The 19254-nt window shown below is 43.9% G+C and carries 16 protein-coding genes and 2 pseudogenes; 11 read left to right on the top strand and 7 right to left on the bottom strand.

What is annotated here, in order from left to right; genetic code table 11:
• A pseudogene (locus RMX98_RS20485) lies at positions 1-382 on the top strand (transposase); the annotation flags it as partial.
• 77 nt (positions 383-459) lie between these two features.
• Here RMX98_RS20485 and RMX98_RS20480 read toward each other — a convergent pair.
• The 4 genes and pseudogenes from RMX98_RS20480 to RMX98_RS20465 all read right to left on the bottom strand — a co-directional run.
• Positions 460-690, bottom strand: coding sequence for a competence protein CoiA family protein (locus tag RMX98_RS20480; protein WP_409881420.1), 231 nt, complete (start codon positions 688-690; stop codon positions 460-462).
• Positions 691-1031: 341 nt separating this feature from the next.
• The gene (locus RMX98_RS20475; RefSeq protein ID WP_409881421.1) at positions 1032-1241 is read right to left on the bottom strand and encodes a hypothetical protein; all 210 of its coding nucleotides are present in this window, start codon (positions 1239-1241) and stop codon (positions 1032-1034) included.
• A complete protein-coding gene (locus tag RMX98_RS20470) occupies positions 1238-1405 on the bottom strand; it encodes a hypothetical protein (RefSeq protein ID WP_409881422.1) in 168 nt (55 codons plus the stop codon). Before RMX98_RS20470 ends, RMX98_RS20475 begins: the two co-directional genes overlap by 4 nt.
• Before the next feature lie 77 nt (positions 1406-1482).
• Positions 1483-2364, bottom strand: a pseudogene (locus tag RMX98_RS20465) (transposase); the annotation flags it as partial.
• Positions 2365-2498: 134 nt separating this feature from the next.
• On the opposite strand from RMX98_RS20465, the gene RMX98_RS20460 reads away from it, so the two are divergent.
• On the top strand, positions 2499-3593 hold the full coding sequence (locus RMX98_RS20460) for a hypothetical protein (protein WP_409881642.1): 1095 nt from the start codon (positions 2499-2501) through the stop codon (positions 3591-3593).
• A gap of 326 nt (positions 3594-3919) precedes the next feature.
• Here the strand turns inward: RMX98_RS20460 and RMX98_RS20455 are convergent, their stop codons facing one another.
• The 3 genes from RMX98_RS20455 to RMX98_RS20445 all read right to left on the bottom strand — a co-directional run bounded on the left by RMX98_RS20455 (position 3920) and on the right by RMX98_RS20445 (position 4951).
• The gene (locus RMX98_RS20455) at positions 3920-4288 is read right to left on the bottom strand and encodes a DUF5615 family PIN-like protein (RefSeq protein ID WP_322679635.1); all 369 of its coding nucleotides are present in this window, start codon (positions 4286-4288) and stop codon (positions 3920-3922) included.
• Positions 4285-4605, bottom strand: coding sequence for a DUF433 domain-containing protein (locus tag RMX98_RS20450; RefSeq protein ID WP_322679636.1), 321 nt, complete (start codon positions 4603-4605; stop codon positions 4285-4287). The genes RMX98_RS20455 and RMX98_RS20450 overlap by 4 nt, the downstream gene beginning before the upstream one ends.
• A gap of 100 nt (positions 4606-4705) precedes the next feature.
• Complete coding sequence (locus RMX98_RS20445; RefSeq protein ID WP_322679637.1) at positions 4706-4951, bottom strand: hypothetical protein; 246 nt, start codon at positions 4949-4951, stop codon at positions 4706-4708.
• A gap of 405 nt (positions 4952-5356) precedes the next feature.
• On the opposite strand from RMX98_RS20445, the gene RMX98_RS20440 reads away from it, so the two are divergent.
• From RMX98_RS20440 to RMX98_RS20400, 9 genes are all read left to right on the top strand, one after another.
• Complete coding sequence (locus tag RMX98_RS20440; RefSeq protein ID WP_322679638.1) at positions 5357-5599, top strand: hypothetical protein; 243 nt, start codon at positions 5357-5359, stop codon at positions 5597-5599.
• Positions 5600-5741: 142 nt separating this feature from the next.
• Entirely contained in the window at positions 5742-6137 is a 396-nt protein-coding gene (locus RMX98_RS20435) for a hypothetical protein (protein WP_322679639.1), read from the top strand.
• 1144 nt (positions 6138-7281) lie between these two features.
• Positions 7282-9138, top strand: coding sequence for a glycoside hydrolase family 2 protein (locus tag RMX98_RS20430; RefSeq protein ID WP_322679640.1), 1857 nt, complete (start codon positions 7282-7284; stop codon positions 9136-9138).
• Complete coding sequence (galT, locus tag RMX98_RS20425) at positions 9117-10217, top strand: galactose-1-phosphate uridylyltransferase (protein ID WP_322679641.1); 1101 nt, start codon at positions 9117-9119, stop codon at positions 10215-10217. The genes RMX98_RS20430 and galT overlap by 22 nt, the downstream gene beginning before the upstream one ends.
• A gap of 566 nt (positions 10218-10783) precedes the next feature.
• Positions 10784-11872, top strand: a complete 1089-nt coding sequence (locus RMX98_RS20420; RefSeq protein ID WP_322679642.1) for a M24 family metallopeptidase — start codon at positions 10784-10786, stop codon at positions 11870-11872.
• A gap of 5 nt (positions 11873-11877) precedes the next feature.
• Complete coding sequence (gene galK, locus RMX98_RS20415; protein WP_322679643.1) at positions 11878-12981, top strand: galactokinase; 1104 nt, start codon at positions 11878-11880, stop codon at positions 12979-12981.
• Positions 12971-13357: a signal peptidase I gene (locus tag RMX98_RS20410; RefSeq protein WP_322679644.1), complete on the top strand. Its 387-nt coding sequence runs from the start codon at positions 12971-12973 to the stop codon at positions 13355-13357. Before galK ends, RMX98_RS20410 begins: the two co-directional genes overlap by 11 nt.
• A gap of 1116 nt (positions 13358-14473) precedes the next feature.
• Positions 14474-15664, top strand: coding sequence for an efflux RND transporter periplasmic adaptor subunit (locus RMX98_RS20405; protein WP_322679645.1), 1191 nt, complete (start codon positions 14474-14476; stop codon positions 15662-15664).
• Between the two features lie 165 nt (positions 15665-15829).
• A complete protein-coding gene (locus tag RMX98_RS20400; RefSeq protein WP_322679646.1) occupies positions 15830-19123 on the top strand; it encodes an efflux RND transporter permease subunit in 3294 nt (1097 codons plus the stop codon).
• Positions 19124-19254 lie beyond the last annotated feature (131 nt).

The raw sequence follows: 19254 nt of genomic DNA, 5'->3' as shown, positions 1-19254 counted from the left end.
TGGTGTCAAAGATTTGATGATGTGTTTACTCATAAAGCTCAAAAAAGAGAGTTTAGACACTATCTAGGGGGATTATTAGGTGAAAGTGAGAGAAAAAACCTGTTTCAAATGGCTTCTAATGCTGTAGAGGTTACTTACCACCGATTACACCACTGTCTTGATGCAGTCGCTCATGGGGGAAACCCCCAAGACCGCGCTGCATCGCTTTTTAACCGAAGCACCCTGGTGTAGCGATCGGGTGAATGAGCGTCGGTTAGAAATCATGAACAAGTGTAGTCAAACGAAAATAAGTAGAGGTTTTAGCTTAATAATTGATGATTCTGGACATAGAAAGAGTGGTAATTTTACTGCTGGGGTGGGGAGACAGTATATCGGAGAAATTGCAATGTCTATCGCCTTGCCGCCTAAACGTCTACGCACTCAACTTTAATGCTATCTTTGATTATTTGGTAGGCTTCTTTACCAAAGAGTAACTCCTGTTTGTGACTGTACGTATATCACAGGAGCTTCTCGGTTAGCTATGGGGCGGCAGGTTTGGTCATTATGAGCAAAATGATGCTCTTTTACCTTGCCTTTTTTAGCAGTTAACTCACCTTTACAGTAAGGACACTTAAGTGAAGTCTTCCCCCTGTTGATATCTTCAATACATATCAAGATACCTTCTTCATTTACACCATATTTCAGCCACATTGCCACACCATTATTGAATAGTTAAACTTGCTCTTACAAGTGTGCTTCAACTTTTCAAAAATGTATCTATCTTCTGGGCTAGGTAATGTTGATTTCAAGAATGTAAGTGCAATGGAGTGAAGCGTAGGCATCGGTTGAGGATAAGTGTAGTTTGTGTGAATGGATACCCGAAAATTTCTTAGAGGAAAAAAGGAAAGTGAAGGCGTTGGCGATCGCCAACGCCTGGCTACGCCTACGCACTCCTAAACCCGTTAATGGGGGATAATCTACTGGCAAAGTAACTCCCAGTCACACCCTTGGAACCCAATCAGCTAAATCTATTCCCATCTGTAACACTCACATCAGTAAAGCAGAGGCGCTGGTGATGAGTGCTGATGCTCTGCTGAAGTGGAAGTCCCAAATACTTGAGTATCAACAAAAGGTGAGGGAAAGTCAGCCAGCAAGACAGGTGACGCTGTTTGACCTTGCATCCAACCACTGCGACCCAGACAAGATTGATCCGTTGCAGTTATAGGTGGGTAGGCGTAGCCCGCCGTAGGCATCGCTTTCATTCTGGAGGATACCAGCAGACAGCCCCGGCGATGCGTGTATCTATTTCATCATTGACTCGGCTGCTTCTCTTGTGCTGTATGTGGGTGAGACGTGCAGAAGTAACAAACGGTGGAAAGGGATTCACGCCTGTAAGGATTACATAGCCAGTTACCAAGACCTGCATTATCGCTATGGGTCGCAAACAGCAGTTAACATCGCGTTTTGGTGGGACACTCCCACAGACCGACAGCCAGACTAAAATAGCGCGAGGCTTTCATGATTTCTTTGAATACGACTCTTACGACATTGACATGATTCAATGCCAGTCAACTGCTTTAATTCGCGGTGAAACTCCTCAATTTTCCATCGTACCTTACACACTTTTTGTACAACGTCCGTAGAATCTTGAGAGAAATCGTTTGTAGCAATAAAATCCGTTCTGTCGGTCGAGACAGTTACTCGGAAGAGTTTCACTTTTTTAGCTTGAGGAAACTTTTTTATTTTAATTATTTTACCTAATTTCAACTCCTTTTCATTCCAAGATAACAATTCATTTTTTTTATAATCTTCAAGACAATTCGTATCGTCTACAAGCCGATTACGTTTCAGAGGACAATAATAATATTTTCCTTAACCATCAATGTATAACATTAATTTATTTGTTGCATACCAAGTGTCCATTAAGACAGCTTGGAATGGTAAAACCTTATGATATACAAAGTTTTGCAGCATTTCTGTCACATGGTCTATTTTAGTTTTCCCATCTCTGTCTGGGTCATAAATCCGATAGTCAACTACCCAGAATTTTCCGAGTTCATGATTGACATATATACAATTTATTAAGCCAATTCCTTGGATGACTCTATGTTCGTTGCCACTATATTGCCGTTTAGTTATTTCTATTTCTATTGCATATCGTTTATCAATTACTGTGTCATCAAAAACTAGATATGCGTTCTCACTCACTTGGATGATATCTTTAACATTATCCCAAAGCAACCGGGGTGTTAATTTTTCGTTCTTAAGATAGCGGTTAATTTTATCGTGACTAATCTGCTCCAAATGCTCTGCCAAATTTGTCAGAGTATAATTAATCTGGCTACTTAACAAGTACTGGCAATAGTTAAGTTTAGTAAATTTCATAAAATACAGGACTTATTTTCTGCATCCTCAAATAATTTTCTCATGATTTGAAGAATGTTTAACACAGGTGATTACTGTTACTATTTTCCACAATACCTTCTGAGTCCGCCACTTCTTAATAGTATTTCTGTACTATGAAGGCGCGATCGCACTGTGCCAGTTGCGTAAGTCCTGATTTAGATAAAGCTGGACAGGTTGAAAAGATTCACCAGTTATTGCGGGAAGAGTCGGCAACTGGCAACAATGGCTGGTATGAAGCGCGGGAAAAATTAGGACAAACTGCGGGTTACATCACAGATATTTCTCGTGCTTGGGAATTAACACAAACGAATTGCAATGAATTAACTCAGCCGCAAGTTGTGGGTTGGCAGTGTCGCTATGCTTTGATTACTGCATCCGTGAACAGTTTGGCAGCTAACATACCAGGAAAATTGCTGGTAGCATTGGTCAAAAAACATCTGTGGACTCCTGAACAAGGACTAGCTTACGCTCTGCAAAAACCAGAGCCAAAAGAAAAAGTAGAAGCCCTAGCAGAGCTAGTCAACTATTTACCGCCAAATTTAAAAAAACTAGCACTATCAGAAGCCCTAGAGGCGGCGCTGGCGATTCAGGATGAGTGGTCTCGCGCCGAAGCCCTGAGAGCATTAAGCGACAAACTGCCCGCCGTGTTGTTGCCACAAGCCCTAGAGGCGGCGCTGGCGATTCAGTCTGAGTGGTCTCGCGCCCAAGCCCTGAGAGCATTAACCGACAAACTGCCCGATGTGTTGCCACAAGCCCTAGAGGCGGCGCTGGCGATTCAGGATGAGAGGTCTCGCGCCGAAGCCCTGAGTGCATTAGCCGACAAACTGCCCGATGTGTTGTTACCACAAGCCCTAGAGGCGGCGCTGGCGATTCAGGATGAGAGGTTTCGCGCCCAAGCCCTGAGTGCATTAGCCGACAAACTGCCCGATGTGTTGTTGCCACAAGCCCTAGAGGCGGCGCTAGCGATTCAGTCTGAGAGGTTTCGCGCCCAAGCCCTGAGTGCATTAGCTTCCGGTCTGTCACAAATGCCAAATGCCAAACTTTTCCCTCTCTGGCAAAATACACTTCATGAGTTATCTGTTCGCACTCGCCCTAATTTGCTGCAAGATATTAAGGCATTGTTTCCAGTTATCTTTGCATTAGGTGGCGAAGCAGCAACGGCAGAAGTTGCCCGCGCTATTGTAGATGTGGCGCGATGGTGGAAATAATTTTTAATTCGTAATACTTCGGCTCCTTTCGACTTCGCTCAAGGCAAGTCGCTCAGTACAAGTTCGTAATTCGTAATTTAAGAGAGTTAGATTTAACTTGTATCTGTAGCCTGATTTTCGTTAATTGGTATAAGGGGATGCAGGGATGAGGATTTATAGTTTTAAGCGAAGTGCGATCGCCTTTTACAACTACTCAACCCAATTCTCTCTGGTGTCCATAAGTGAGCGATCGCAATTAATCATAAAATCATCAGAGAAATTGTCTAGACTGTCAATGAGCGTATAGCGCTTCCTACTTTTTAGCTCTAACTGAACCGTATTGAATACTATTCATCAATCCAAGTACTCAAAAATTCTACCTGATTCTGCATTTCTTCTGCTGACTTAGCTGCAATTAATCTCAAAATACCGCGCATTAGTTCCCCCACTGAGTAACGTTGCTGCTGTACCAAAATCATTCCTGCATGAGATTGTTCTTTGGTCAAAAAATCAGTGTGCAAACGGTAGAAATCTCTGATATTAGAACTATATAAAACAAAACCTTGCTCAGTTGACCACGTTAACTGTTCTTCATCGGTATATCCCAGTCTATTCAAATTTAGACTTGTAGTCACATCTACACCACGATTTTGTAGAGCCAGAACTAGAGAACGTGCGGTAGAATCCTCATCCATATACAAGCGAATTCGACTCATGAAAGTTTTTGAATTTTATGCAGTTTCTCTAATTTGTCTCCCTCTGCCTCTTCTGCTGCAATGTCAGCATCAATTTGGTCGCGGTTAGCATGATAATAAGCTAAAGCTGCATAAACCTGCGCTAAGGTCAAATGACTAATTTGATCTGCAATCTCTTCGGCGCTATAACCTTGTTTGTACCAGATTGCTATGCGCCTGACTGTCACTCCTGTGCCAGCAATAATCGGACAACCGCCGTGTATTTCAGGATTATGGTTAATTAATGTACCAATATCAGTAATAGTTGTCAAAGCTTGTTCTCCTAAAGTGTCTCCCACTAAATATTATTCTCTATAAAATTTCTTACTTTGCCTTGGCTTGGCTACACAGGCAAAACCTTGATGGTACGCGACTTATAAATAGCGATCGCATAACTCATTATCTCTGCTCTGAGCGGTTAGCAAGATATTCATCTATAGTCACGGACTCACCATCTTTATACTCAGCGCGAACTGCTTGAATTTCTGCCAGTGTTTCTGCATCGTCTTCGTACAAAGCTTCTTCCGCTTCAAAAATTTGCTGCTCAATTAGCTCTTGAAGTTGACGTTTTTCTGTTAAATCAAGGGAAGATATTGCTTCTGCTAAAGTTTCTAAGGAGAGTTGTAGTTTAACAATGGCTGGCATTTTTCTCCTTTTGAGTGTGTTTTATTCGCATTTTGACACCATTATGCTGATTTTAACAGTTATATTTTTGTCAAGCCCAAAGTCTTTGGGTTGTGTTTCAGGGCAAATGCAATTCCACGCTTGTGGGGTGCAGCGCAGCGGATTTGCCTAACTTGCAATGGCACTTCCCTAACACGCTACTAACTATAGGCATCGCCTAGAATGTATCAAGCAAGTATTGCATTTACAAACTTTCTCTGGAGTCGATGAGTTGGCGATCGCAATTAGTCATGAAATTATCGGAAAAATTGTCTAGACTCTCGATGAGCGATCGCTTATATCGGTCTTTCCTACAAAATACTAAGCGATCGCCTACAAGGTTTTTGCCTACGCACTCCCCAACTTATGGGAGCAGCTACAGAACTTATGGGAACAGTTACAGAACTGATGAGAGCAGCTACAGAACTGATGGGAACAGCTACAGAACTTGTGGGAGCAGCTACAGAACTGATGGGAACAGCTACAGAACTTATGGGAACAGCTACAGAACTTGTGGGAGCAGCTACAGAACTTGTGGGAGCAGCTACAGAACTTGTGGGAGCAACTACAGAACTTGTGGAAGCAGTGTCCCTTAAAGTTTTGATGAAGCTTAGACAATTATCTATATAAATACCAATATCTAGCAATCAAATTCCGAAATTTTACTGCTATAACTTAAAAAAATTATTACAAAAACTGCGAGTTTTGCTGAACCAGAATGCAGTTTAATTGAGGCAAGCTAGCTCTATAAGAATTTTAAAGGAGTAGTTTTATGTCTCGTAAAAAACGTACATCCCGTGTTTTAGAAAAAGCTCAGTTAAGATCGGCTGGACTGAAATCGATTGTTCCAAGCGTCAAATTTGATGAAGATTATAGTCTAGAAAAATTAGTTGAGTCAATCGACCAGTTACGTAACAAAATTGATGTTTATAATACTGCTCTGTCTGTAGTTGACTCTTCTAAAACTGAAATTGAAGATATGGAAAAAAACTTGAGTCAGCTTTCTGAGAAAATGTTGATGGTGGTTGGTATCAAGTACGGCAAAGACAGCCGCGAATATGAGATGGCGGGTGGTGTTCGCTATAGCGATCGCATCCGCAAAATCAGATCAAGCCGCTTAAAAAATGTTGCAGAACAAGCATCTGATGAAAATGCTAAAACTGCATAAAATGCAAAAGACGCGATTTATCGCGTCTAATTATTGTAGAGACGGCTTGCAGTAATCAGACAACACCAACAGCCACAACAACCGGTGGTACTGAAGGGTTTAAAATAGCGATCGCTCTTCGTGGCACGATTACCGATAAAGGCTGGAATCAATCTGGTTATGAAGGAATCAATTGCACCCGCAAGTGGCGTGGTTTTTCTCCCTGCTCCCGGCTCGCCTACTTTTTCATAGTTAGTTATAAATACTTACTACCCGAAGGTTGATATCTAGTATTTTGAATGTTCTGGAATTTGAGTATGGCGATGAAATAACTCTCTAAACAATTTTGGCAATTTGGCATCCAATGTCTTTGAGTTGCAGGTTCAATGGAGTTAACAACACAATGGGACAGCCAAGAAGTTGTACGTGGGATAAGGTAAAACTTTCCGCTTCTAAAGCCCCAGCTATGCCAGTTGTGAAGTGAGTGCTGTAGAACTGCTCTACATGATTGATACAGCGCTCACCAGAGTTCAGTTCCCGCTCTGCAACTGGCTAGAAATGAACAAAACCAAATAGAATCTCAGAAGGTGAAAAATGTAGATAGCTGAACATTAAACCTCTTGCAAAAGTATTTTTGCACTCTTGGGGGAAAGGGAAAAGGTTAAAGGGAAAGGGTTTTTGTTACCCCTTTCCCTTTTTCCGACTTCTGCAAGAAGTCTATTGCTTCCTTAGCGATCGCAGACGAGCCTATTGGGATTCGCTGGAGGAGACAGTCAAAAATCTGTTCCAGTCCTTGGGCAAGCTGAATCGTTTTCCTAAAACAGTTTATATAAATAAAATTTTTATGACAACCACTTTATTGTGTAGCAGATTTATGATAGTTATTAGCGACCAAAATTTATGCTTTTTTTTTAGATCAGCTGGCAAAGATTAGTAATGTATATGCCATAATGTCACGAGCTAGGGGTATATAAATTTATTGTTATACTTCAACACTTAAGTGGAGAAGGTATCAGTATTGACTACAAAAAAATATAGTGCTGCTAGCTCGATCCGTCGTTCATTGATCGGATAAAAACTCGTGCTATATCCGGGAATCCAATATTGGGGTCTGGATTTAATCTATAGCAGGGGTTGATTGAGTTATGTATAAGGAGAAAATTTGATGCAATTGTTAGATTTGGAGAATCTTGAGGTTAAATTAGCCTCTAAAACCGATAGTAATTTTGTGGACTTAATAGCAGCCCACCCCCGACCATTGTTAAAGCGATCGCACTGGCAATCTTTAAATGGGCAGTGGAAATTCGCATTTGATGATCAAGGAAAATGCGTCGAACCCGGCGATTTTTCCGAATGGTCTCATCATATAGAAGTTCCCTATGCGCCCGAATCTACCAAAAGTGGGATTAACGATCACGGGTTTCATCCAAACTGCTGGTACGAGCGCGAATTTGAAACGCCACCAGGGGACGGGAGATTAGTGTTGCACTTTGGCGCTGTGGACTATCGCGCTCGTGTGTGGGTAAACGATAAATACATCGCCGAGCATGAAGGCGGACATACCTCTTTCAGTCTCGATATTACCCGTGCCTTAAATGACACTGGTACAACCAAGGTAACAGTATGGGCGCAAGACGATCCACACGATCTCGCCAAACCTCGCGGTAAACAAGATTGGCAGTTGAAACCCCATAGTATTTGGTATCCTCGCACGAGCGGTATTTGGCAGACTGTCTGGCTGGAACGCGTAGGTGAGACTTATATCGGCAATCTTCGGTGGATTCCCGACTGCGAACGCTGGGAAATTGGGTTTGAACTTGGGCTGGCTGGTAATTTACCTACTTCGGGTGTCCAAATTAAAATTAAACTCAGCGTTGGCGATCGCGTGTTAGCAAGCGATAGTTATGAAGTATTCAATGGGGAAATTTGCCGCCGCATTGTTCTAAGCGATCCGGGTATTGACGACTGCCGTAATGAATTACTGTGGAGTCCAGAAAAGCCGACGCTGATAGATGCCCAAATTCAGCTATGGGATAAAGATTGTCTGTTAGATGAAGTGCAATCTTATACAGCAATGCGGACTGTCAGCATTCAGCGCGATCGCTTTATGCTCAACGGTCGCCCCTACTATCTGCGGCTAGTTCTCGACCAAGGTTATTGGCCTGAGACATTAATGACTCCACCCAATGACGAAGCATTACGACGTGATGTAGAACTCACCAAAGCTATGGGTTTTAACGGAGTACGCAAACACCAAAAAATTGAAGACCCCCGCTTTTTATATTGGGCAGATGTTTTAGGGTTGTTAGTATGGGAGGAGATGCCTAGCGCTTACCGCTTCACGCCGAAAGCCGTGGAACGGATGACCCGTGAATGGACGGAAATCATCAAGCGAGATGTTAGCCATCCTTGTATTGTGGCGTGGGTGCCGTTTAATGAATCTTGGGGAGTGCCAAATTTGACCGAGACGGCGGCTCATCGTAACTACGTATTGGCAATGTATCATCTGACTAAAACTCTCGATCCGACTCGCCCAGTAATTGGTAACGATGGTTGGGAAAGTACAGATACCGACATCCTTGCTATTCACGACTATGAACGCCACCCAGAGCGATTAGCCCATCGTTACAGACCAGATATTCAGATATCAGATTTATTTGAGCGTAGTCGTCCTGGAGGACGTATCCTCACCTTGGATAACTATCCTCATCAAGGACAACCAGTAATGTTGACCGAGTTTGGTGGTATTGCATACGCACCTCTTGATCAACCTAATGCCGATCAAGCTTGGGGATATGAAAATTGCTCAAATATCTCCGAACTAGAAATGAAATACGCGGCTTTGCTGGAAACCGTTAATGACATTGAGCTATTTAGCGGATTCTGTTACACACAATTAACTGATACTTTCCAAGAAGCTAACGGTTTATTGTATGGCGATCGCACTCCGAAATTTCCCATTGAGGCAATCCGCGCAGCAACCCTCTCAGGACAAGGTTTATGTACTCCCACAAGCTGTTAAAGCCCGACGGACGCAAACTAAAGTTATACAGTCGCTACCCAATTACTAGTCAGTTAGAAGCCACTAGCCCTAGTAATGAGCCAGTGCAAGCTAATCCTCACTTGCGCTGGCACCCCTTGCGGGGGGAATGGGTAGCTTATGCTAGTCACCGTCAAGGGCGGACATTCATGCCGCCCCCAGAATATAATCCCCTCGCACCTACTACCAACCCTGAGTTCCCAACGGAACTACCCCAAGGTAAGTATGATGTGGCAGTGTTCGATAACCGCTTTCCCTCAATGAGTCTGGCAGCCAACAATCCACCTGATACCATCGTGGAAACGTTACCAGCTAATGGAGCCTGCGAGGTAGTGGTTTTTACTCAAGATTCCCGCGCCTCCCTGAGTTCCTTACAGTTGGATCATCTAGATTTGCTGTTAGAAGTGTGGGGCGATCGCACCCGCGAACTAGGGCTAAATCCTGAAATTCAGTACGTGCTGCCCTTTGAAAATAAAGGTGTAGAGGTGGGTGTAACATTGCACCATCCCCACGGGCAAATTTACGCCTATCCTTTCATACCACCCGTTCCAGCGCGGATGCTGGCAATGCAGCAGGAGTATTATCAAGAACATCAGCGTGGTTTACTGCAAGACTTGATTCAGAAGGAAATTGCAGACAATCAACGGATTATTTATCAAGATGAGTATGCGATCGCATTTGTCCCGGTATGCGCTCGTTACCCCTATGAAGTTTGGATTGCTCCTAAAGAACCAGTTGGCACTTTTATGGATCTTACCCCACAACAACGTTGGGGACTTGCCAAAGCGTTAAAAACTGTCACTCTCAAGTATGACGGTTTGTGGAATCGCCCGTTTCCTTACTTGATGGCTTGGTTCCAAGCACCAACTGACGGTTTAGCGCATCCCGAAGCGCATTTACACGCCGAGTTTTTTCCACCATATCGGACAAGCGAAAGGCTGAAATATCTGGCGGGAACCGAACTTGCAGCCGGAATGTTTGCCAATGATGCTTTACCGGAGGAGAAAGCTAAAGAGTTACAGGCTGTGGCTGTAGATATTGAAATGCTGATTTCCGCATAAAGGAAAGATATGCAAGTAAAACAAGCGCATCCGTCACAAGATGCGCTTATTGTTCATAAAAAAATCACAATTTCAATCTACGCAGATTAGTTTGACGGTAAAAAATCCAACATTATCGAATTAGATAAATTAATTTTGATAGTAAGTAGGTGGACACAATTATTTAGAAGACGCATTTCGACTCCCTTCGACTCCCTTCGACTCCGCTACCTCGACTTCGCTCGGCACAAGTCAGGGCAAGTCGCTCAATGCTCGGTAAGCTTATTCCTTGAGGGTTGAGTTTCGACACTTCGACTACGCGGTAGTTGAGCGTAGTCGAAACTCAACTTCCGCGCAGTCGAAACCCGGCGAGATCGAGTTAGGTTTAATTTAGTCCTTCTACTTAGTCTAGTTTTAAAGTGGTTAATACCCAAAGATTTTGAACCACGAAGATTAAAAGAGAACGAAAAAGCATTATCCTCATGCTAAAGGTATTTGTACCAGGAAATGTCAGTTCAATCCCTCAGACAGACGCAGACAGACCTAAGTAAATTTGATAATCATCTGTATCTATCTGTGTTTTTCCTATGAACGAAGAAGTATCCAAAAAACTAGAGTTAATCAGGGAAACCTTGCGTGAAACCGAAGTGCAAGGTGTGCGCTTGCGCGGTACAGACTGGTTTGCTTGGGCAACGGCTGGCGCTTCTAACACCGTGCTGCTGACTGCTGAAACCGGCGTAGCAGAAGTATTAGTAACTACTGAAGATGCTTGGGTATTGACAGATGAAATTGAAGCCCAGCGTCTTAAGGATGAAGAACTGCCTGATAATTTTAAGGTAGATGTGAACCCTTGGGCTGATTATGCTGCCCGTGAGTCTTTTGTTCGCGATGTAACTAGCGCCGGAAAAGTAGTTAGCGATCGCCCCATTTCCAATTTAGAACAGCCGTTACCCTCAACTCTGCAAACACATAAACGGGTAATGATGTCAAGTGAATTAGAGCGATATCGTCAAGTCGGGCAAAAAGCTAGTCAAGCAATGACAGAGGTACTTAAAGCCGCCAAGCCAACTTGGACAGAATATCAATTAGCGGGTGCGGGTGCAGAGGCTTTATGGGCGAAAGGGTTACATCCCGCGCTGACACTAGTAGCGGGTGAGAGGCGTTTACCGCTATACCGTCATGCCACAGCCACTAAAGAACAAATTGGACAGCAAGCGATGCTGGTGTTTTGCGCTAGAGGTTACGGTTTGTATGCAAATCTAACTCGATTTGTTTGTTTTGGTAAGCTTTCAGACGAACGGGCGGAATTACATTCTCATGTGCGCGAAATAGAAGCAGTAGTTTTGAATCTGTGCCAACTCGGAACGAGTCTCGATGCAGTTTATCACGCCTTAGCTCAGGCTTATGAGCAGCATGGATTTCCTAATGCCATCCGCGAACACCACCAGGGAGGAAGCACTGGATATTTAGCGCGAGAAATCGTCGCCAATCCAACTACTACTGATGCTTTGACAGAAGGTATTGCTGTTGCTTGGAATCCCAGTTTAGCTGGGGCAAAGATTGAAGATACTTTTGTGATTCTCAAGGATGGAAAGTTGGAAAATCTGACTTTTGATTCAAATTTTCCTAATGTTGAAGTAGAAGGAAGGTTACGCCCTGTACCTTTGTACAATTAAAAATTATGGATTTTCAACAAGTATTCGGTAAACCACCTGAAACTGAAGCCAGTGCGCCAGGAAGAGTAAATTTACTAGGCGAACATACTGACTATAACGATGGCTTCGTTCTGCCAACGGCGATTCCTCAATCCACGACGGTACAGCTAAGTTTGAATAGCGATGCCTCCGGCGGGCTACGCCAACGCCATCATCACTTTTACTCGGAAAATCTCAACGAGCAAGTGAGCATTTTAGATATAAACGATTCCCCGTCTGGATTCGCCAGTTATATTTTTGGCTGTATTGAGGTTTTGCAAAAAGCAGGACATACAATACCATCGCTTTCTGTGTACGTCAAATCATCGGTTCCGATGGGTTCGGGTTTGTCTAGTAGCGCCGCTTTGGAAGTAGCAACGCTGCGGGCATTACGCCAACTTCTGAAGCTTCCCATTGATGACGTTGAAATTGCCCAATTTGCCCAGCAAGCAGAAATTCACTATGCTGGCGTGCAGTGCGGCATCATGGATCAGATGGCTTCTAGCTTGGCTGATACTGAGCATATCTTGTTTCTAGATACTCGGACTTTAGAACGCCGGGTGATGCCTTTGCCTGAGAATGCAGAGATTTTGGTTATTGATAGCGGCGTACCCCGCACCCTGGCAACTAGTGGTTATAACCAGCGTCGGGCTGAGTGTGAAGAAGCGGCGCGATCGCTAGGAGTTAAAGCACTGCGAGATATTACTGATGTTAAGGTAACAGAAAAACTCCCCGAACCTCTACGGCGGCGTGCCCGTCATGTGGTTACAGAAGATAACCGTGTCTTGGAAGTATTGCAGGGAGTCTCATCTGAACGCTTTGGCGAATTGATGAACGCATCCCACGCCAGTTTGAGAGACGATTATGAAGTGTCTGTACCAGCACTAGATACTTTAGTCGAATTGTTGCAAAAAACTCCGGGAGTGTTTGGTGCAAGGCTTACAGGTGCTGGATTTGGTGGTGCTTGTGTAGCTTTAGTTGTGGCTGGTGAAGCCAGAAGTATTGCAACCCATATCCTTGAACAATACAAGCAAGCCGGTTACAACGGGCAAATTTTGGTTCCTTCTTTGGAGTTAAGTGATGCAGCCTAAAGTTGTTTATGGAAATGCGGCCGTTGAAGGTGTAAATCGTTGGGGATGGTTCATGGGTCACTTTATCACCCCTGAAGACGATCCGCGTTCCACGGAAATGCTAGAAGTAAAATGGGCTGTTCACAAAGCAGGTGACAGTAGAACTGAATGGGCAGTAAATAACCAAGCTGCTACCCTTTCAATTCTCATTCACGGAGAATTTCGCCTAGAATTTGAAGATAGAGAAATTTTATTATCTCGTGAAGGTGATTATGTTCTTTGGTGTGCGGGCGTGTCCCATTGGTGGGTTGCTGAGTCCGACTGCACTATTTTGACTGTCAGATGGCCTTCAAAGCCAGGTGATAGTGTTGCATTGGCTGGAGCGTCAAAGAGTTAGTTTGCTAAGTAATTGAGCATAATTAATTTTAATGAGGTTCGATGCTCTCTCATTGATCGGGACTACTTTGCTTGTCAATATCAGATTTAAGATACAAAGTCAGATACTTAAGTAGGTTGGCTTAAATAATTATCGTTGCGATCGGGCAGAAGCAGGAGGAAAAAGAGTTTCAGCCTTCTTTACTTTTCTTTACATAGTTTGCTTTTATTGTGCCGACTTACTTATCATTTTCAAAAATCTTTGATATCTACCCTACAAACTTAATTATCTCTATCTTTGGTATTTTTTTTAATCCGTCGAACTCACGTAGTATTAATCTAAAGATTTTTTGGAGATGAGTTTGTTTGACGTAAAGCCGTGATGCGATGAAAGATGCATCTAATGCGATCAATAAAATATCTAGACATACTAGAAAGTTTAGTTGTTGCTGAATCGAGGTATGAATTTGGATGTAGAGACGTTGCAATGCAACGTCTCTACAAGGATTTTGAAATAAGGATTTTGAAATAACGCAAAATTATTTTTCATACCGCAATCAGCAACGCCAAAGTTTATTGCGGATTTCAAGTTAGTGAAGTACACAAGCTAAGTCTCAAAGCCAGGTATGAAACCTGTTTTATATCATGTCCGCCAAATTACCCCTAATAAAAGAATCGGCGTTGCATAAAACAGGGATGAATTATTGAACCGCGAAGACGCAAAGTACGCGAAGGAATTAGGTTTATGAATTCGCAAAAATTAAAAAACATCCCGCAAATATGCAACGCCAAAGAACCCCACCCCGTCAAAGCTATGCTTTGTCTCCCTGCCCCTAATCCCCAGAGGGGGCCCCGAATTCCCTGCAAGCGAGGAGGGGTTGGGGGTGAGGTGATTCGGGTTTAATAAGTAATTAAGCGGACATCATATTACTTTTAAATTCTGAATTTTGACTGCTGAATTCTGCTGTCTTGCAGCAAAGCTGGAGTCATTACGCTTTCTTAATCTCTTGGATTGAGACGGAAAAATTATACAGTGTATAGATTTAACTAATCAGTATTTTGTTTCATGCTAAAACCTGATTATCTACTTAAATACTTAAGCCTATTACTCGCAAATCCAGTATTAGTTATCGTACTAATGCTTACAACATTGACGAGTGGTTGTCAAAAAAACGATCCGGCAGCAAATGCTCAAAGCCCGCCAGCATTGCCAGTAAAACTTCAAAAAATTGACGCAGGCACAATCGAAGAAAGTTCCGAGTTTGTGGGATCGTTGGAGGCGCAGCAAAAAGTCATATTACAACCGCAAATTCAAGGACGAATCGAATCGATTCTCGTTTCAAGTGGTCAGCGAGTGCAGCAGGGTACGCCGATCGCATCTTTGAGTTTAGATCAGGCTCAGGCCAATGTTGCCAGTTCGATCGCAGCTGCTAATTCGGTGCAAGCAGCATTGGCTACTGCTCAAGCAGAGCAACAACAAGCCGAAGCCCAACGCACCAAAGCAGCTGCAAATGTTCGGCTGCAACAGACACAGTTCAATCGTAGCCAACAGTTGGTCAACGAAGGAGCCATAGCAAGACAAGAGTTAGACATTGCTAGAAATAATTTACAAACTGCTCAAGCAGACCTGCAAACATCCGAAAAGCAAGTCGCAGCAGCTAGAGCAGCCGTCCGCCAAGCACAGGCAAACATCCGCCAAGCTCAAGCAAGCACGGCTGCGGCGCGAGTCAGCCTCAATTTTAAGCAAGTGGTAGCACCCATTACTGGCATAGTTGGTGAATTTCCAGTCAAGGTTGGAGATTATGTCAACATCGGACAAACAATCACCACACTCACACAAAACGATTCACTCGATCTCAATCTTTCTATACCATCAAATCGATCGCGCCAATTACGAACGAACTTACCTGTGCAGCTAATCGATCCCACCACTCAGCAAGTGCTTGGTACAGGTGCGATTAACTACATTTCTCCAAATGTAAGTTCTAATCAACAGTCAGTTTTGAGCAAAGCCCGCTTTCGGAATTCCCAAGGGCGATTGCGCGATGGACAATACGTTAGAGCTCGCGTGATTTGGAATCGACAACCAGGTATTTTGATTCCCACCGTTGCAATTTCTCGCGTTGGTGGACAAAGTTTTGTGTTTGTCACCGAAAACAAAACCGTAAATGGCCAACAGCAGCAAGTTGTGCATCAGCGTCTAGTGCGCCTGGGAGATATTCAAGGGCCCAATTATCAAGTTATCGATGGGCTTAAATCCGGCGAAACGATTGTAACTTCTGGCATTCTCAAACTTAGAGAAGGCGCACCAATCCAACCAATATCTTAAAAATTCAAAATTCAAAATTCAAAATTCAAAATTGAAGAGAGTTTCAGATGGTTACTGAGCGTAGCCGAGGTACGGGGATTTAAACCCCGACTGGAAATGATGCTACCTGTAGAGGTAGGGGTCTTAAACACGAGTGATTTACGATAAATCCAGGATCGATAATTTATGATTTTTTCGATCGCGAATACCTTCATCAAACGCCCGGTATTAACTACCGTTTGCACTCTACTGATTCTGATTGTCGGTGGGGTGTGTATTCCGTTGCTGCCGCTTAATTACTTGCCAGATATTGCACCGATTCGCGTTCAAGTCTCAGCTTCCTATACTGGGGCAGATGTGGAAACTGTGGAAACTGCGGTGACAACTACGCTGGAGCGACAAATTAACGGTGTTGAGGGAATGCAATACATGACCTCGAACAGTTCAGCAGGTAGTAGCCAAATTTCGGTATATTTCGGGTCGCAGATAGATAAAAATATTGCCCAAGTTAACGTCCAAAATCGTCTCGCCCGTGCTACACCTCGCCTACCGACAACGGTGCAACAATTCGGTGTGACAGCACAAACATCTTCTACAAGTATTTTGTTAGTTTATGCTCTTTATCCCGAAAATAATGAGTATGACGCGCTGTTTATTAGTAACTATATCGATCTGAATTTGCGAGATCAACTGCTGAGAACGCCGGGAGTTGGGGATTTAACAATTTTTGGTGAAAAGCAATATGCAATGCGGTTGTGGCTCGATCCGAATGCGCTGGCAAGTCGAGGCTTAACTGTGGCAGATGTCTCTACGGCATTGCGATCGCAAAACATTCTCGCCGGAGCTGGAACGTTAGGTCAATCGCCTATCCCTCCAGGTCAAAGTTATGAAATTCCGTTACGAGTCAATGGTCAATTTAAAGATGCGTCAGAGTTTGAAAATCTAGTTATTCAAGCTGGAAGTAATGGCAATTTAATTAAACTCCAAGATGTAGGTCGTGCAGAACTCGGCTCGGAGACTTACAGCAGCAACGCTAGAAATAATGGTAAGCCGTCGATTGGCATCGCAATTTATCAATTACCTGGTAGTAACGCCCTGGATGTAGCGAAAAACGTTCAGGCTCAGATGGATGAGTTGATGAAAGACTTTCCACCAGGCTTAAAAGCTGAGATTGTCTACGATACCGTGGGATTTGTGCAAGCGTCACTCGAAGAAGTGCTGAAAACACTAGTTGAAGCGATCGCTCTTGTCGTACTAGTGATTTTTCTGTTTCTGCAAAACTGGCGAGCCACAATTATTCCCTTGGTTGCCATTCCCGTTTCACTGATTGGGGCGTTGGCATTCGCTTACGTGTTTAGATTTTCGTTGAATAATTTAACGTTATTTGGCTTAATTTTGGCAACAGGATTAGTTGTAGATGATGCGATTATCGTTGTGGAAGCGATCGCCCGCAAAGTTGAACAGGGAATGCGACCACTGCAAGCATCAGTCGAGGCAATGGATGAACTTACCGGAGCGGTAGTTTCAACGTCGCTGGTATTGATGGCGGTGTTTATCCCGGTGGCATTTTTCCCAGGTTCCACAGGAAAAATGTATCAACAGTTCGCGTTGATCATTGCTTTTTCCATCGCCATCTCAACGTTTAATGCCCTTTCCTTTAGTCCGAGTATATCGGCAATTTTGCTCCGCCCGCCTCGGCCTGCACGCGGCCCGCTTGGCTGGTTTTTTAGTCGTTTCAATCAAATTTTACAATGGATTATTGAAAAGTATTTAGCGACGGTGAATTTTCTGATTCGCGTTCGTTATGCGGTAATCGGCTTATTTGTGGTTGGTTTGGCTGCCACATATTTTATGTTTACCCATGTTCCCACCGGATTTGTTCCCAGTGAAGACCAGGGAATTGTCTTAGGTATTATTCAAGGGCCAGATGGAGTTGCCCTCAACTATACCGACCAAGTAATTACAAAACTCGAACAAATTCTCGAAAAAGAACCAGAGGTGAGTAACGTTTTCGCCACTTCCGGATTTGGCTTTGCCGGTAGTGGCTCAAATCGTGGTGTCTTCTTTGCAAAACTCAAGCCGTGGGAAGAGCGCACTCAACCCAATCAAACTGCCTCTGGAATCTTAGCCCGAATCAATAAAGAATTTGCAACGATTCCAGAAGCGATTATTACCGCAGTCAGTCCCCCACCGATTCAAGGCTTTAGTACGTTAGGGGGATTTGAGTTACAGCTAGAAGACCGTACCAACGGAAGATTAACAATCAATGATTTTTTTGCGAATGCTCAAGCGGTGCTAGCCCAAGCAAATCAAAAACCAGCGCTCAAAGGCGGCGTTTTTACCCAGTTTACTGCTAGTACACCACAGTTTCAAATTGACTTCGATCGCACTCGTTTAGAAGCACTCAACATCGATTTTCAACAAGCTGTCACCACACTCGGAGCTGCAATTGGCTCCCAGTATGTCAACGATTTTACTTTGGGACAGCGTAGCTACCGCGTATATGTTCAGGCAGATGGTAACTATCGGCGATCGCCAGATGATATTCAACGGCTTTATGTGCGATCGGCAAATAACCAAATGGTTCCAATGAGTGAGGTTGCAAAAATTACACCTACTACAGGCCCATCAGTAATTTCCCATTACAACGGCTTCCGCGCGATCGATTTACAAGGTAGAGAAGCGTCGGGTTACAGTAGTGGACAGGCAATTCAGGCAATGCAGCAAGCGGTGGCTGAAGCAGCAACACCGGGGGTTGGCAGTGATTGGATTGGCACTGCACGCGAAGAATTAAGTGCAGGTAACTTGGGGATTTTGATTTTTGGCTTCGGGATCATTATGGTATTTCTGACGCTGGCTGCTCAGTATGAAAGTTATATCGATCCGGCGATTATTTTGTTGACTGTACCGTTAGCGTTGTTAGGCGCATTGAGTGCCTTATCTTTGCGCGGTTTGGTGAATGATGTCTACGCAAACGTGGCGTTAGTGATGCTGATTGGATTAGCGTCAAAGAACGCGATTTTAATCGTCGAATTTGCCAATCAAGCCCTGGAAGAAGGCGTGACAATTCGACAAGCAGCCGTAACCGCAGCGCAAGAACGATTCCGACCGATTGTCATGACTTCAAGCGCCTCCTTGCTGGGATTTTTCCCCCTGGTAATTGCCACCGGAGCCGGTTCTGCCTCGCGTTGGTCTTTAGGAACAGCCTTATTTGGCGGGTTACTCGTAGCAACAATTTTGAGTTTGCTGATTGTTCCAGTCCTGTACGTAATCATCAAGACTTTGGAAGAACGCTTCTTGAAGAAAAAACCTGCTAATCGTTCCGAACCACCATCCCCAGATGGAAACGAAGATGGACAATCAAGAGCGATGCCAACTCCAGTCGGAGACGCTGCGCCAGCGACGAACGCTCATCAACATTCATCTGTAATTATCAGGCAGAATGCTGATGATAACAAACGTAATGATTCGAGTAAGTAAAAAAGGAAGAGGTTAAGGCAAAAAACGCAATGAATCGCCGTCTCTACAATAACCAGTCTTTTGTAGAGACGGCGATTTCTCGCGTCTTTGTGATGATTAACCAAACCCGTATTGGGCGTTAGCCTGCCGTT

Origin of the sequence: Nostoc sp. DedQUE02 (genome assembly GCF_034531035.1) — a bacterium.
Classification (GTDB): Bacteria; Cyanobacteriota; Cyanobacteriia; order Cyanobacteriales; family Nostocaceae; genus Nostoc.
Note: the sequence above shows the minus strand (reverse complement) of the source record. Positions and strands in the feature narration are given on the sequence as shown.